At 63.5% G+C, this 13,416-nt stretch carries 13 protein-coding genes and 1 pseudogene; 10 read left to right on the forward strand and 4 right to left on the reverse strand.

Features of this window, described 5'->3' with window-relative positions; genetic code table 11:
- The 6 genes from AC1DRP_RS29290 to AC1DRP_RS29315 form a co-directional block, all read left to right on the forward strand.
- The coding region (locus AC1DRP_RS29290; protein WP_476770316.1) for a tetratricopeptide repeat protein at window positions 1-781 on the forward strand (781 nt) is incomplete at its 5' end.
- A 300-nt stretch (window positions 782-1,081) separates the two neighbouring features.
- Complete coding sequence (locus tag AC1DRP_RS29295) at window positions 1,082-1,339, forward strand: hypothetical protein (protein ID WP_441490965.1); 258 nt, start codon at window positions 1,082-1,084, stop codon at window positions 1,337-1,339.
- A gap of 573 nt (window positions 1,340-1,912) precedes the next feature.
- Window positions 1,913-4,546, forward strand: a complete 2,634-nt coding sequence (locus AC1DRP_RS29300) for an autotransporter outer membrane beta-barrel domain-containing protein (protein ID WP_476770317.1) — start codon at window positions 1,913-1,915, stop codon at window positions 4,544-4,546.
- 412 nt (window positions 4,547-4,958) lie between these two features.
- Window positions 4,959-5,327 (forward strand): SpoIIAA family protein, encoded by a 369-nt coding sequence (locus AC1DRP_RS29305; protein WP_476770318.1) that lies wholly within the window; start codon window positions 4,959-4,961, stop codon window positions 5,325-5,327.
- 452 nt (window positions 5,328-5,779) lie between these two features.
- Entirely contained in the window at window positions 5,780-6,043 is a 264-nt protein-coding gene (locus AC1DRP_RS29310; protein WP_441490962.1) for a hypothetical protein, read from the forward strand.
- Window positions 6,044-6,333: 290 nt separating this feature from the next.
- Window positions 6,334-7,782 carry a S41 family peptidase gene (locus tag AC1DRP_RS29315; RefSeq protein ID WP_476770319.1) on the forward strand — a complete coding sequence of 483 codons (1,449 nt, stop codon included), beginning with the start codon at window positions 6,334-6,336 and terminating at the stop codon, window positions 7,780-7,782.
- 98 nt (window positions 7,783-7,880) lie between these two features.
- Here the strand turns inward: AC1DRP_RS29315 and AC1DRP_RS29320 are convergent, their stop codons facing one another.
- The 3 genes from AC1DRP_RS29320 to AC1DRP_RS29330 all read right to left on the reverse strand — a co-directional run bounded on the left by AC1DRP_RS29320 (window position 7,881) and on the right by AC1DRP_RS29330 (window position 10,174).
- A complete protein-coding gene (locus tag AC1DRP_RS29320; protein ID WP_441508974.1) occupies window positions 7,881-9,080 on the reverse strand; it encodes a M14 family metallopeptidase in 1,200 nt (399 codons plus the stop codon).
- 487 nt (window positions 9,081-9,567) lie between these two features.
- A complete protein-coding gene (locus AC1DRP_RS29325) occupies window positions 9,568-9,807 on the reverse strand; it encodes a hypothetical protein (protein WP_441508973.1) in 240 nt (79 codons plus the stop codon).
- A 115-nt stretch (window positions 9,808-9,922) separates the two neighbouring features.
- Window positions 9,923-10,174, reverse strand: coding sequence for a hypothetical protein (locus tag AC1DRP_RS29330; RefSeq protein WP_069881075.1), 252 nt, complete (start codon window positions 10,172-10,174; stop codon window positions 9,923-9,925).
- 254 nt (window positions 10,175-10,428) lie between these two features.
- Here AC1DRP_RS29330 and AC1DRP_RS29335 point away from each other — a divergent pair, with 254 nt between their 5' ends.
- Window positions 10,429-10,776 (forward strand): hypothetical protein, encoded by a 348-nt coding sequence (locus tag AC1DRP_RS29335; RefSeq protein ID WP_441508341.1) that lies wholly within the window; start codon window positions 10,429-10,431, stop codon window positions 10,774-10,776.
- Between the two features lie 858 nt (window positions 10,777-11,634).
- Here AC1DRP_RS29335 and AC1DRP_RS29340 read toward each other — a convergent pair.
- The gene (locus tag AC1DRP_RS29340; protein WP_441508342.1) at window positions 11,635-11,859 is read right to left on the reverse strand and encodes a hypothetical protein; all 225 of its coding nucleotides are present in this window, start codon (window positions 11,857-11,859) and stop codon (window positions 11,635-11,637) included.
- Window positions 11,860-12,031: 172 nt separating this feature from the next.
- Here AC1DRP_RS29340 and AC1DRP_RS29345 point away from each other — a divergent pair.
- From AC1DRP_RS29345 to AC1DRP_RS29355, 3 genes and pseudogenes are all read left to right on the forward strand, one after another.
- A pseudogene (locus AC1DRP_RS29345) lies at window positions 12,032-12,569 on the forward strand (SDR family oxidoreductase).
- 176 nt (window positions 12,570-12,745) lie between these two features.
- On the forward strand, window positions 12,746-12,934 hold the full coding sequence (locus tag AC1DRP_RS29350) for a hypothetical protein (RefSeq protein WP_141740231.1): 189 nt from the start codon (window positions 12,746-12,748) through the stop codon (window positions 12,932-12,934).
- A gap of 304 nt (window positions 12,935-13,238) precedes the next feature.
- On the forward strand, window positions 13,239-13,409 hold the full coding sequence (locus tag AC1DRP_RS29355; RefSeq protein WP_476770320.1) for a hypothetical protein: 171 nt from the start codon (window positions 13,239-13,241) through the stop codon (window positions 13,407-13,409).
- Window positions 13,410-13,416: the final 7 nt, after the last annotated feature.

Below are 13,416 nucleotides of genomic sequence, written 5' to 3' on the forward strand. Positions count from 1 at the left end.
GGTGTATGATGCGGACTTGCGCGTCAGCGACATCCTGGGTGTCCAATCCGATATCGCCGCCAAGGTCGCCACGGCCGTCGCACAACCCTATGGCATCGTGTTCGATACCTCGCAGGTGAAGGCGGAGGACGGCAGGCCAGAGAGCTTCGACGCCTATCAGTGCATGCTCCGGTTCTACCGGTACAGGCAAAGCCTGGGTCCGGACGAGCACATCGCGACGCGGCAATGCCTGGAACAGACGACTGCACGCTACCCCAGCTATTCGACGGGCTGGGCCATGCTGTCCTATCTCTATCTCGATGAGGACCGCTTCCGGCTGAATCGTCGGCCAGGACCGCCCGATGCGAGCTCCAGAGCCCGCAGCGCAGCACTGCGTGCGGTCGAGCTCGATCCGGAGAATGTGCGGGCTCAACAGGCTCTGATGACGATGCTGTTCTTCAACCAGGAGCCGGCCGAGGCACTGCGGATCGGGGAGCGGGCGCTGGCCCTCAACCCGAACGACATGGAACTGCTCGGGGAATATGGCAGCCGCCTGGCGCAGGCAGGTCAGTGGAAGCGCGGCTTTGATCTGCTCGATGAAGCGGTTGCAAGAAATCCGGTCCGATCGAGCTACTATGTCGGGATGCAGGCGCTCGCTGCCTATATGCTGAATGATGACCAGATGGCGCTCTCACTGATCCGGCGGGCGGACCTCGCCAGCTTCTCGCTCTATCATTTCGTGGCTGCACTAATCTATGCGGCCGGTTTTCCGCTCCGGCAGCGTCTTACCCATGCGAATTAGGCCGTCGCGGCGAGCTATCCGACTGGAGCCCCGTCGGCGCAGCGCTCTGGGCATTGCGGGGCGGAGACGAGTAGCTGAAGACGATGGCGCTCCGCAAAATCCTGATCGAAAAGAAAGACAGCAGGGAAAGCTGGGATAGTGTTCTTCCGATCGAGGGCTCTTGATCAGTAAGCTGCGAGAATTCGCCGCAGATGGTGAAATCGAACATAGGCATATACTTCACTCAGGGCGACGAATAGATACGGCTCGCGCGGCAACCTGCGAGGTTCAATGCGCGGACCGAGCGTGGAGGCATTGACGATGAGCAAGCTGATCAACCGCGCAGTCTTGGTGGCAGGGACAGTCGTACTGGCCGCCTGGGTTCCTCTGCCCAGTCAGGGTTCGTGCAACAGCCCCAAGGGCTGCACGATGGATGCCATCTATGAAAGCTACGACATGATGCAAAGCGGCCAAATGCAGAGGGCAATGGACGAGGGACAGGCAAATATCGCGGCGTTTCATGCGTTGAAGGAGTGGGAGCTCAGGCAAAGCGAAGCGCCCGTCCACCACCACTCGTGATGACCGCTCGTATTCGCCATGGGATGACCCGTTCTCGCGCTGGTTTGCCAGCCACTTAACGCCTCACCGGGACCATTATCATAGCGATCCTGGATCTATGGCCCGGAGGCGGCGGCCTTCGACAAGAGCTGGAAGCCGGCGGATTTCGAAGAGGTCAAGCCATGACTTGCGGCGTCTGGATCTGGGCCTTGGCGAAACAGGATGAACTCAACCCCCTGCGGCAGCGCGAAGTGCTCGCCGCAGGGCAGGTGGGTTCCGTCGGGTTGGCTGTGAACAGCCAGTCACAATCGTTATCGATTTGTTAATTCCAGGTTGGTTGCACGGCAACGTGCGTGCTAGTCCCAAAAGAAAAATGCTGTCTTTTGGGGGCTTTCTGTGCCGATTCTATGTAATTCTCGGGTGCCCTCAGCGCCTGACGTTTCGTTTTCGCCTATGTTACCTTACGGCCTGAAGGCGATATCGAGGGGGCTGCGCTCAACCACGTCTGTCGCGAGTTTGCTGTCCGCCTGTATTATTGCAGGCGTCATGGCCCCCCGTGCGTCGGCCGCGGACATAACGATTGGCCCGGGCCTCTTGCCGGTATCGAGTGATGCCGATGTCGGTCCGTCTGGCGATGGGGTCATCTTCAACGGCGGCACGCTCCGGTTCGGCACGAGCTTCAACCTCTCGACGGGGCGGGCGCTTAGCCTTGATTCCGCCGGCGGCACCATTGACACCAACGGCTTCGACACGACGTTCGCCCGTGACATCACGGGGGTGGGCAGCCTGAACAAGACCGGCACCGGCACCCTCACCTTGAGCGGTATGAACACCTATACGGGCGCGACGAGTGTTGCGGCTGGCGGCACCCTTGCCCTGACAGGTCAGGGCCGGATCAACCAGTCGAGCGGCATCACCGTCGACGGTATCTTTGACGTGAGCGGGGCAGCCTCTGCGCAGGTCAAGGCCTTGAACGGCAGCGGCGAGGTCCAGCTCGGAACCGCGAGCCTTATGGTCAACAATGCCAGCGGCATCTTTTCCGGCGCCATCCGCGGCACCGGCGGAATCTCGATCAATGGCGGCACCCAGATCCTGACCGGCGCCAGTGATTTCTCCGGTGGCGCCGGGATCGCGAGTGGCGCCACCCTGCAGATCGGCAATAACGGCAATGCGGGGTCGATCACCAGCGACGTGACGAACTATGGCAGCCTGATCTTCAAACGATCCGATGACGTGACCTATGCCGGGAGCATCTCGGGCCCGGGCACGTTCTCGCATCTTGGGTCGAGCAAGCTCACGCTGACCGCGACGAACAGCACCCGAGGCGACGTCTTCATCGGAGTCGGCAGCACGTTGCAGCTGGGCAATGGCGGAACGACCGGCTGGATCGGCGGCACCGGCAACTTTGTCGGCTCGATCAGCAATGCGGGTGCATTGATCGTCAACCGATCGAACACCGTTTCGTATCGCGGCGTCATCTCCGGAAGCGGCACGCTCACGCAGATGGGCAGCGGCACGCTGACCCTGGCCGGCACCAACACCTATACGGGCGCGACACTCGTGACCGGCGGCACGCTCGTCGTGAATGGTTCGATCGCATCCTCGTCGAGCGTGACCGTCTCGCCTGGCGCTACGCTGAGTGGCTCCGGCCAGATTCCCGCGATGATCGTCAATGGCACGCTCGCTCCCGGAAATTCGCCCGGCACGCTTACCGTCAACGGCAGCCTGACGCTGGCCGCCGGATCGAGCTATCTCGCCGAGGTACAGGGTGCGGTCTCGGATCGCGTCAACGTCACGGGCGCTGCAGCACTCGCCGGTACGCTCAGAATCGTGCCGCTTGGCGGCGCGYACACATTCTCCAGCCCCTACACGTTGCTCTCGGCCGCGGGCGGGCTCGGAGGAAGCCGCTTCGGCACCGAGGCAACATCCGGCACGTTCGGCGACGGCGTCACCACGGCCATCTCCTACACCAGCAACGACGTCCTCCTGACATTGACGCCAAAACCGCTGGTGCCGATCGTCACGCCGCCGGCAGCTCCCCCGGGAGGCCTGTCGCCGCGCATGTTTGGCGCCAGGATGTTCAGCGGCTTCTCGATTGCCAGCGCGATCGATCGGGCCGTCGCTGCCGGGGGCGATCCATCGCCGCTGTTTACGATCTACAACCTGCCGGCAGCCGAGATACCCGCTGCCGTGAACCAGCTTTCCGGCGAAGCCCATACGTCGGTGCCGGCCATGGCCAATGCCGCCGCGGACCAGTTCCTCCACGCCATGTTGAACCCGGCGAGCGCCGGGCGAAGCGGGGCCGGCCCTGGCGCCGCGACGTTCTCGGCGCTGGGCGGCAAGGGAAGCRACGAACCGGCTCGACCGGCCTTCCTCGACGCCCCCGCATACTCGGTCTGGGGGGCGGTGCTCGGCTCCGTAGGGCGCAATGACGGAGGAGCCCGGGACGGTTCGGCCAAGCGTGATGTCGACGACGTGCATCTCGCCGTCGGTGCCGACCTTCGCGTTGGCCCTGGCAGTACCGTCGGCTTCGCCGTGGCTGGCGGCAGCGCCCGCGCATCGCTCTCGGGCGGGCTCGGAAAGGCCGATGCAGACATTTTCCAGGCCGGCATCTACGGCATGACCAAGCTCGGACCGGTCAACCTGGCTGCTGCCCTGGCCTATGCGCGCCTGGAGAACGATGTGAACCGGGCCGTGCCGGCTCTCGGTGCATCCAGCCTTTCATCGTCCTATGGCAGCAACGCCTGGAGCGGGCGCCTGCAGGCCAGCGCCGCTCTGTTTGAGTGGTCCGGCGTCACGCTTTCACCGGTGGCAGCATTGCAGGCCATCCAGGTCCGCAGCCCCGCCCTGACCGAGGCGAGCTGGAATGGCGCCAACGCCGCCGCGTTGAACCTGGCTCGGCGGAGCGACGTGACCAGCCGAAGCGAGCTCGGAATGCAGCTTGATGTCGGTGGGGCTGTGAACGGCCTCCCGGTTGCCGGTTATCTCCGGGCTGGCTGGGCGCATTACTATCAGCGCGAAGCCGGATTGAGCGCCACGATCAGCGGTCTCGCGGGTTCAGGGTTTGCGATCGATGGCGCGCGCGCCCCCCGCAACAGTGCGCTCCTGGCGGCCGGGCTCGATCTGAAGATCACGCCAGCCGTAACCCTGGGCGCTCGCTTCGATGGTGAACTCGCAGCAAGTGCAAATCGCCTCGGCGGACAGGCTCTGGTCAAGGTGAGCTTCTAGGCTCCCGATCGGACGTCCGGGCGAGGCCCTCGCTCGGACCCGGTCGATAGAGAGCGCCTTGCGCGCCGCCTGATCTGCGGTCGACGTCGAGACGGAATTCGGCGGCGCGGAAGAGTCCGCTCGCGTTGGTCGCGGCCGGCCCAAGGGGAGGCCTGGTCTCAGGATCAACGCAAGAGCCATTGGCGTTGGGCCTGTCCGCGTTGCCGTGATCAGTCAGCCTGGCGCGGCGGAAACTCATGGAACCATTGGAGGGATTCAGCGATTATCTGAGCCGGACCCGCTAGGGGGGCCGCTTGCCTCATGCGAACCGCATGCGCGCCATGACATATGCTCCCCAGAATCCTGGCGCGGAAGACGCCAAGGGTTTTCCTGATGCGAGGGACCGCCTCGAACGCCAGATCGGGAGGGAACGATGATCCAGTTCGAATTGCTGCGCGCCCAGGCTGTCCTTGTACTCTCGCCGGACGGGCCGATTGAAAAGGCCGATTCTGAGCGGATCGCCCGGGAGGTCGATCCGTTCATCGCATCCCATGGCAGGCTCGCTGGAGTGATGATCTGCGCAAAGGCCTTTCCGGGCTGGGACAGCTTCGGCGCGCTCGTGTCCCATCTCCGCTTCGTCAGGGATCACCACCGCAAGATCGATCGCATCGCGGCGGTAACCGATAGCGAGTTGCTGAAGATCATGCCGCATATCGCCAAGCACTTCGTTTCAGCGGAGGTTCGGCAATTTCCCTTCGATGAAAGGGCGCAAGCCTTGGCGTGGCTGGAAGCCGCGCGCTGATTGCGACGGTCCGACGTAATGGACGGAGCAGGGCCGGTTCGTCGAGGGAGGACAATCAGCAGCCCAGGGCTGCGCCACGGCAGGCGGCTGCAACATCACATATGCGATGCAGGCCGCAGACGGATATCCTCTTCGAGCGAAAGCCGGCACTGCGGCTCAGCGGGCTCACCTTGCGGGGGGGCGCCCGAAAAACGCCTTACGATGCGTCCCCGGAGGGGCTATAACGATGCACCGGATATCTCGGGTATTCGCTGCCGATATACTTGAGGTTCCTGAGCCCTTGTATTCCCTCGTCTGGAACCGACCAAGCATACGTCGCCTGACGAGGCCACGGAGATCATGATGGTCATGCGCGCTGTCGGCGCTCGACCGGACAGAGGCGCGTTGATCAAGGCAATCCAGGCGGCTTTGGCCGCCGCACGGGGATCATCTGCCACCAGTGGAGCATGCCGATGTGGATTCTGATGTATGTCTTCTCCTACTCGGTCAACCCTGCCGCGACAAACGACAGGGCCGAATGGAGGCTCCGCCCGAGCGTGGTGTTCCAGGAATTCTCGACGGAAGAACGATGTCTGTCCGCCAAATCGAAGCTTGACGACAGTTTAAGGGAGGCCGGAGACAAGATTAGAAGTGGCCTGGAGGATTTGAAGAGCATCGGGAAGGCCAGCCCGGGGCAGATCATCATTGCCTATCATGTGGAGTGCCTTCCGAAATGATTTCGGATCCGATGCCGTGACCCGATTTTTCGGGGACGCTTGATCCAGCGAGTTCGGCCCGGAACGGACGTCGTATCGGCCCGCACTTGGAGACATCGGCCGGGGCTCTCCCGCCATGGCCGGCGCACCTGAGCGGACCGGCGATGAAGCGACGGATTCGCGTCGTTATTGCAACACGCGCCAGCCGTGTTTTGCTTCCAGCCACAACCTTTGCGTTCAGGCTGGCGGAGCGGACCGAGGCCATGCCATAGCCACGTGATCGACAGGGTGCTTAAGGGTTGGCCAGGTCAATGCGACGAGACGGTGATGCTCCCAAGCGGTTGTTGCACCGGCGCTGGATCAAGGTCTCCCTCATCGCAATGGCGGCATTGCTTGTTCTCGTCTTGCTGCCGCTCGGCCTCGTTCTTTATCCGACGCTCAAGCCCTATCCCAAGACGGATTTTCAGGCCGCCGCTTCCCAGGCCCAAAGGAATCGCCAGGATCTGGCGCATCTGCGGCGTCTGCCCGAGGTCGAGCGGAGCTTCACCAGCGAAACCCGCGCGGCGTATGGGCGAGCTCTCGATGCGATCGAGCAGCGGGCAGGTGAGCTCGACAAGGCGGGCATGGCGATGGCGACGGCGAAGGCCGTGGCCCTTGCCGATAACGGCCATACCAACATCGTCGGGATGGCAGGGGATCATGGTTTCAACGCCGCGCCCATTCGCCTGGGATGGTTTTCTGACGGATTGTTCGTGATCGCGGCCGCCGACAACCTGCGTCATCTTCTCGGAGGGCAGATCCTCGGCGCAAACGAGCGCCCGACCGAAGCGCTGGTGGAGGCGCTGCGCCCTTATGTCGGCGGCCCTACCAATCTGTCGAAGGAGTTCGTGCCGAATTTCCTGATCTCGCCTGAACTGCTCCATGCCGCCGGGCTCGCCGACACGGCAAGCAGCAGCACGTTCGACATCCGTACGGCGGATGGCAGCATGAGGCGGGCGAAGCTTGCTGCGCTGCCTGCCAGCCAGTCTCCGTTGAGTAGCAATTTTTGGCCGAAGCGCCATCTCAGCCCCGTTGCGCCAGTCACTGGCGCGGCCGAATGGCGGCACGTCCTCGACGGCGTTGCTCTGCCGCTCTATCTCTCGCGACCTGAAGAGAACTATTGGCATGTTTATCCGGCGCAGGACCTGCTCTATGTCCAGATCAACCGGATGAGCGACAAGGGGCCGGTCTCCGCATCCCGGTATCTATCGGACATGCTCGACGAGGCGGGCAAGAAACCCATTCGAAACGCCGTCGTCGACCTGCGCTTCAACCGCGGCGGCGATTATGTCCTGACCGCGGACTTCTCGCGCCGCTTGCCTGAGCTTCTGCCGCCGGGTGGCAGGCTCTTCATTCTGACCAGCGCAAACACCTTCTCCGCGGCGATCAGCACCGCGGCACGGCTGAAATATTTCGCCGGCTCCCGCGCGCTCCTGATCGGAGAGGCGATGGGCGATCGGTCCCAGTTCTGGGGTGAGGGCGGAACCACCCTGTTGCCGAACACGAAACTGACGCTGCGCTATACGACGGCCTATCACGATTGGGAGAACGGCTGCAGCCTTTCGCAGATCATGACGTGCTTCCTGCTGAACTATGCCTATGCCGTGCCCGCAGGATCGCTCCAGCCGACGCTGACGGTTGCACCGACCTTCGCAGATTATGCCGCCGGCAAGGATCCCGTGATGTCGGAGGTCATGCGGCTGATCGCTACCGGCAAATAGGCGCGAGCGGCTCGGGCGCGATGGCGAGCCGGCCTCCTCTCCAGGGCTGCCGGCGTCAAGCCATTCGGCCCGGAGCGGTATCAGGGGGCCGCTGGCGCCTACTCGGAATAGTCGACGGGGGCTTCGGCGGGCGCAGCGTTGTAGAAGATGAACACGAGCGGTGTACCGGGTTCGGCTGTGGCGTCCGTGCGCCGGCCACAGACCTCGCCCGCCACATCGCAGATGTATTCCGCGACCACTTCGCCGAAAGCATTGCGCTGGATGGCGACCTTCTGCCCAATCTTGACCTTGTCCCTCAGCTTGACGAGAAGCTCGACGAAGCCGCCATGGGTTGAAAGAATGGTGTGCCCGCTGTTGGCGAGGAACACGCCTGAATCGCGACCCGTGCGCCCGATCGGACCGGCAATGATGCCGTGATGCTTCAGCACATTCATCGTGCCCTCTGCGAAGAGCGGGATCAGGCTGTGGTCCAGAATGCGCGCAGCCCCGATCTCGGGCGTGAAGGCTGGGATGCCTGCGTCGATCAGGGCGTTCGCCAGCAGTGTGGGATAGGCGCGATTGTCGAAAATCTGGTCGATCGGATAGAGCTCGGCCATGGCCCTGACCTCGGGCAGGTCCATTCGGGCGAGATGGAACCCCGTGAGATCCATCCCGGTGGTCCCCGTGTGGAAGTCGATCGCGAAATCGGCATTCGGCCTGAACAGCCTGTTGAACAGCAAGCCGGCATGCCGGCTGGGCGCGCTGTCACCGTTCTCGTTTCCGGGCCATTCGCGATTGATGTCGATGAGATCTATGCCCCGTCCGGAATTGGGCCAGCGGCGCGCCATGCCCTCCAGCGCCGGACGGGACACATCGAGAACCGCCATGGCGCTGCCCGACATCGTGGCCGGATCGAGCTGGGCCATGACCGATTGGATCATGTGCATCGGGCTGATCTCGTCGCCGTGCACACCGCTGATGAGCGCGATGCGCTTGCCTGGCTTCGCTCCCTTGGCGACGATAACGGACACGTACCAGTGCTGCCCCGTCGGCATCTGCACGCCCTGGAAATAGAAAAGGTGCCTGCCGGGCGCGAGGTCCTCGAGGTCGAGTGCGCTGATCACTCTCTTCCCGCCGATCACGTCTCCGGTGAAGACCGTCCCGCGCGACGCGGCCTGGGCCGAGCGTGCCGCCGGCGCCGAAGCGGCCTGAACTCGTGCGGGGCCGGCATGGGCCGCGAGGGCAGCCGACGCGCCGACCGAGGCAATGGTTGCCCTCATGAAGTCACGGCGATCGAGGCTGTCTGTTTCGTCTGACATGGCGATCGGTCCTTATGTCGTACGCGATGGGGACGATCTGCTCCCGGCCCGGCGCCGACGCAAGATCCGGGTGAGACGCCGCCACCCGGGAGGCGAGCACGGTGCCGGGCAGGGCGGTCATGCTGCGAGCGTCGCTCGCGGTCCGGTCTTGGATTTCTCCCAGCAATCGGAACCACTTGCCGCAGGGGTGGCGAATTTACTTGTTTTGGGCGATGATGCGGCGGAACTTGGGCAGTGCTGCCGCAGTTGAAGCTGAGCAAACCTCGGAGGCGACAATGGGCATTCTCGAGCTATCGATCGTACTGGCATGTGCCTCGGCCATCGGATTCTACATCGCTGATGGGGCGGCATGAGGTAGGACCTCTCCGCCTTGATCTGACGCAGGCGCGCACACTCCGCTCCCGATGCCCTTGCTCCCGCGATCTCGCAGGGGTCCTCGGGAACGTCCTGGGATGCGCCTTGGCGCCGGGCTGGCCTGGGAGAGCGCTCAGCTGTCCGGATTGGGAAAAGGGCCAGGCTCTCCCAGCTGGCCGTGGCCCGCCTCGTTGTCCTGCCCCGTCTGGAGCGAGACGTTCAAGGCAATCAGCAGCGAGACCCTCCCTGTGAGCTCATTGAGCGCGTCGACCATCTCATCGACGATTTCGGCGCTGTGATCGAGACCACATTGCTTGAGGAACACGACGGCTTTGCGCGCACGAAGGATCAGGTCGTCATAGACAGGTTGCATAACGATCACCGCCGGCTGCGGGAGCCCCTGAGCATGATGCAGCCTGAGCGTGCGCGGGTAGAGACTTACGGCCGGTGTCTTCCAAGCCCTAAGACCCTAGACCCCTTGGGACATATCATGCGGCCCTGATGCCTTCCTCAAACTCCTCGGGAATGGCGCCATGGCGGGCGAGAACCTCAATCGAGCTGAGTTCGCTGGTCTCGTCATCGGCCACGACATGGATGACGGCGACGCCTTCCGCCCGCCCCGCGAGCCGCTCCGCATCGCGCAGGGCATGGTGCTTGGTCTTGGCGGGCGTCTTGTTGCCCGGCACCAGCCGTTTCCGGCGGGTGACGAATTCCTGGATGATGAAGGTGTCGACATTCATGGCGTGAATCTCCGCGGCCTTCGATTGTTCTAGTTATGTTCTCGAGCAAGTGCGAGTCAAAACCTCGGCGGCCATGCGTGTCTGCGATACGCTCACCTGGCCGTGATCGATGGAGTCTCGGAGGGCGCCCCTGCGGCGTGCGGCGAGAGCACGGCGAGCCCGTGCGTCGGCGAGGATGGAGTGTCCGGTGCCGGGCAGTTTTGAACCGGCGCCAGGATCATGCGTTTAGCCTCGACCTCAACAGAGTGCTGATCATGATCCGTACGACTTTCCATAGCCTGATTGCGCTGGCGCTGCTCTCGGGCGCCGCGTCCAGCCAGACTGCTCCGGCAGAAAATCCGTCCTCACCCGAGATCGTCGCCTGCAAGGCCACGGCGCTCCATACGATCTCGTCGCGGGAGCCAGAGATCAAGGACATCTATATCGACGAGGACGGGGCGACGATCGCCACCTCCGAAACCAAGGTGGGGGATACGCCGATCACACGCATCATCATGGGCGAAGCCTACTTGCGCACGGATCGCACGGACAAACCGCGGCGGTTCCTGTGCCTCATCGGGGAAAGGGGCAAGGTTCTGCTGACCTTCTTCACGCAGCGCTGACGACTTGGGGGCCGATCTTTCGAGGCCCCGCAGCGCAGGCATCTGGGCCATGGGGCCGGAGCCGGACACGCCGGGGACGACCGCTCATAGGCGCCGATTATGCCCGCTGCGCCGAATGGTGCAGCGGGCTCGTTCTCGTTCTGCAGCCGGAAAACGCGACGCGGCCATGGCGCAAGCGATGCGGGGGAAGGTCTCGAGGTGGATGAATACGCTCAGGCTGGGCGACGACGATCCGGCGGCAGCAGAACGTCACAGGGAAACGCTGTTCCGGACCCATCGCTTCACAAACCCCGGGAAGGTCCGCTCCGCGATCGCGCCGTCAGAACGTGCGTTCCTCCATCAGCTTCACTGAATCGGGAGCAGGCTTATAATGCCAAGTTGCTATGGAGGATGTTGTCGTGGGGGTAGACATCGTGCGGCTCGCCTGTTGTTCCATGCATCCCGCGAGCGGCAGTAAGACAAGAGCAGCCAGTGAAAGACGAAGTACATAGGTCATCACTACACCTCATCGTGAAAGGTGAGACGATATTGCCCCCTCAACCTCGGCAATAACCGCAATATACGACGCATTGTCGCAGCCAGAGATCACAGCGCAGTCGAGCGTCATCACGTCATCGCGACTGTCGCCGGGCGCTTATCTGATGGCAGAACGCCGTGGAAACGGAGCGCGCTCATCGCGCATCGGCCATCGGAACCTAATCGTTCGCGGCGCGTAGTACAGGACGAGTTAGTGACCCCAAACTTGGCCCGGCTCTCCTAAAGGGGGCCGGGTTTCTGTTGTCTGGATCGGAGCAGGCGAGGCACCGGCAGGCCTCGGCTCAGGGGCAAGCAGTCCAGGGGGCATCTGCGAGCCTCCGGTCAGGGGGCCAGGAGTGCGACCACAATCCAGGCCAATACTGCCAGGACAAGCCCTGCGATCAGAACCTTCAGGACCGGGCGGCCAAGGAAACCCTGCCGTGCTTCGACGGGCGTTTCCTGTGCGGGATGGGCGGCCGAGTGATCGTCGGGGCGCAGAGGAGAGATCGGGTCGCCGCCCCGTGTCGCCGATTGCCGTTCGGCCCTGCGTTCAGTCTCCGTTTCCATGGCGTTCTCCTCCGCACGGTTTCAAGCTCGCGGCTATCCGCGAATGACGGAACAACGGTGCCGCCGGACGTCAGGTTCCGCCGCGCGGCTGATCCGAACCACAGGAAACGGGTGGCTGCACCCCGCGGCCAATCGCTAATTCGCCTTGACGACACCGACAGGGGAGCGAGCTGTGGAACTGGAAGACAAGGCGATCATCATCACGGGTGCGAGCAGCGGAATCGGCGCTGCGGCGGCTCTATTGTTCGCAGCCGAAGGAGCCAAGCTGGTTCTCGGAGCCCGCCGTGGTGCCGAGATGGAAACCTTGGCTGCGCAGATCCGGAAGAACCATGGCCGGGCCGTGTGTCTGGCCGGCGACGTCAGGGATGAGGACTATGCCAGCGCGCTCGTCGCCCTGGCCCTCAAGGAATTCGGTCACCTCGACGGCGCCTTCAACAATGCCGGCATCGTCGGCGACATGATGCCGGTCGCCGAGATGGGGATGGCCAACTGGAACGATGTCATCGCGGTCAATCTGAACCATCACGCCAAGCGGTGGCGAGGGACAGCCGGCCGTCCTGGATTTCGTCGCCAACCTGCACCCGATGAAGCGCATGGCGAGTTCAGAGGAGATCGCGCAGGCGGCCCTGTTCCTGTTGTCCGACAGGTCCAGCTTCGTGACGGGAAGCCCGATGCTCGTGGATGGCGGCATTTCCGTGCGGCTGGCCTGATACCGGCGCTGAAGCGAGCCGCCAGATCAGGATTGGCGGGCGACGATCGGAAGTACCTTCGATCGAGCGCCTCGCCATCTCCCGCGGGGACCGGGAGGAGCGACACGGTTTGGGAACGTATGGGTCTCGCTGGCGTTAGCTCGTCTATCGGCTTCATCAATGGCAGAGGCATGGCAATGCGAGAGCACACAACCCCGGCGGTCGAAAGTCTCCGGAAGGAGCAGAAGCAGCAGCGAAAGACCGAGCGTGAAAGCACGCCGGAACAGCAGCTCGACAAGGCGCTGAAGGATACGTTCCCCGCAAGCGACCCGGTCGCCGCGCAGAGCCCGGCCAAGCCTGGGGCGCCGGGGAAGAGGCGGCAGTAGGATGAACGTCGCCGGCTGGCTCCGCCCACGCGGAACCAGCCCAAAGGTCGCGTGAGCGGACATGAAGGGCGCTCGTCCTCTCGCGCGGCGAACATAATGTGCCGCGTTGGCAAGCCAACGCGCGGTGTCTCCGTCGAGCGCCGGAAGTGCACGGTCCGCGCTCGGCCGCGTAGCGTCGCCGACGCAGTGTTCAGCGCCGCGGCCGCTTGCTCCGCAATCGAGGCCGCCTCCGCCGGCCGCTGAATCCGTTCATCACAAGCAAGATCATCGAAATCAGCATGGTCAATCGCAGGCCCGGCGCATCATGCTCCAGATTCTGCTTGCGATCGGCGGCGGCCGTGTGACCAAAGGTCGGATCAATCGCGGCGCACCCGAGGCGATTATGGGAGCTCTCTATGCCTCCGCCGGCTACCAGATCGGCCTGAATGGCCGCTCGCATGCCTATGACGGCAGGCTGGGGATYAAAATCTGGTAAAGCAACC

The organism is Allobosea sp. 01N443, assembly GCF_056399325.1.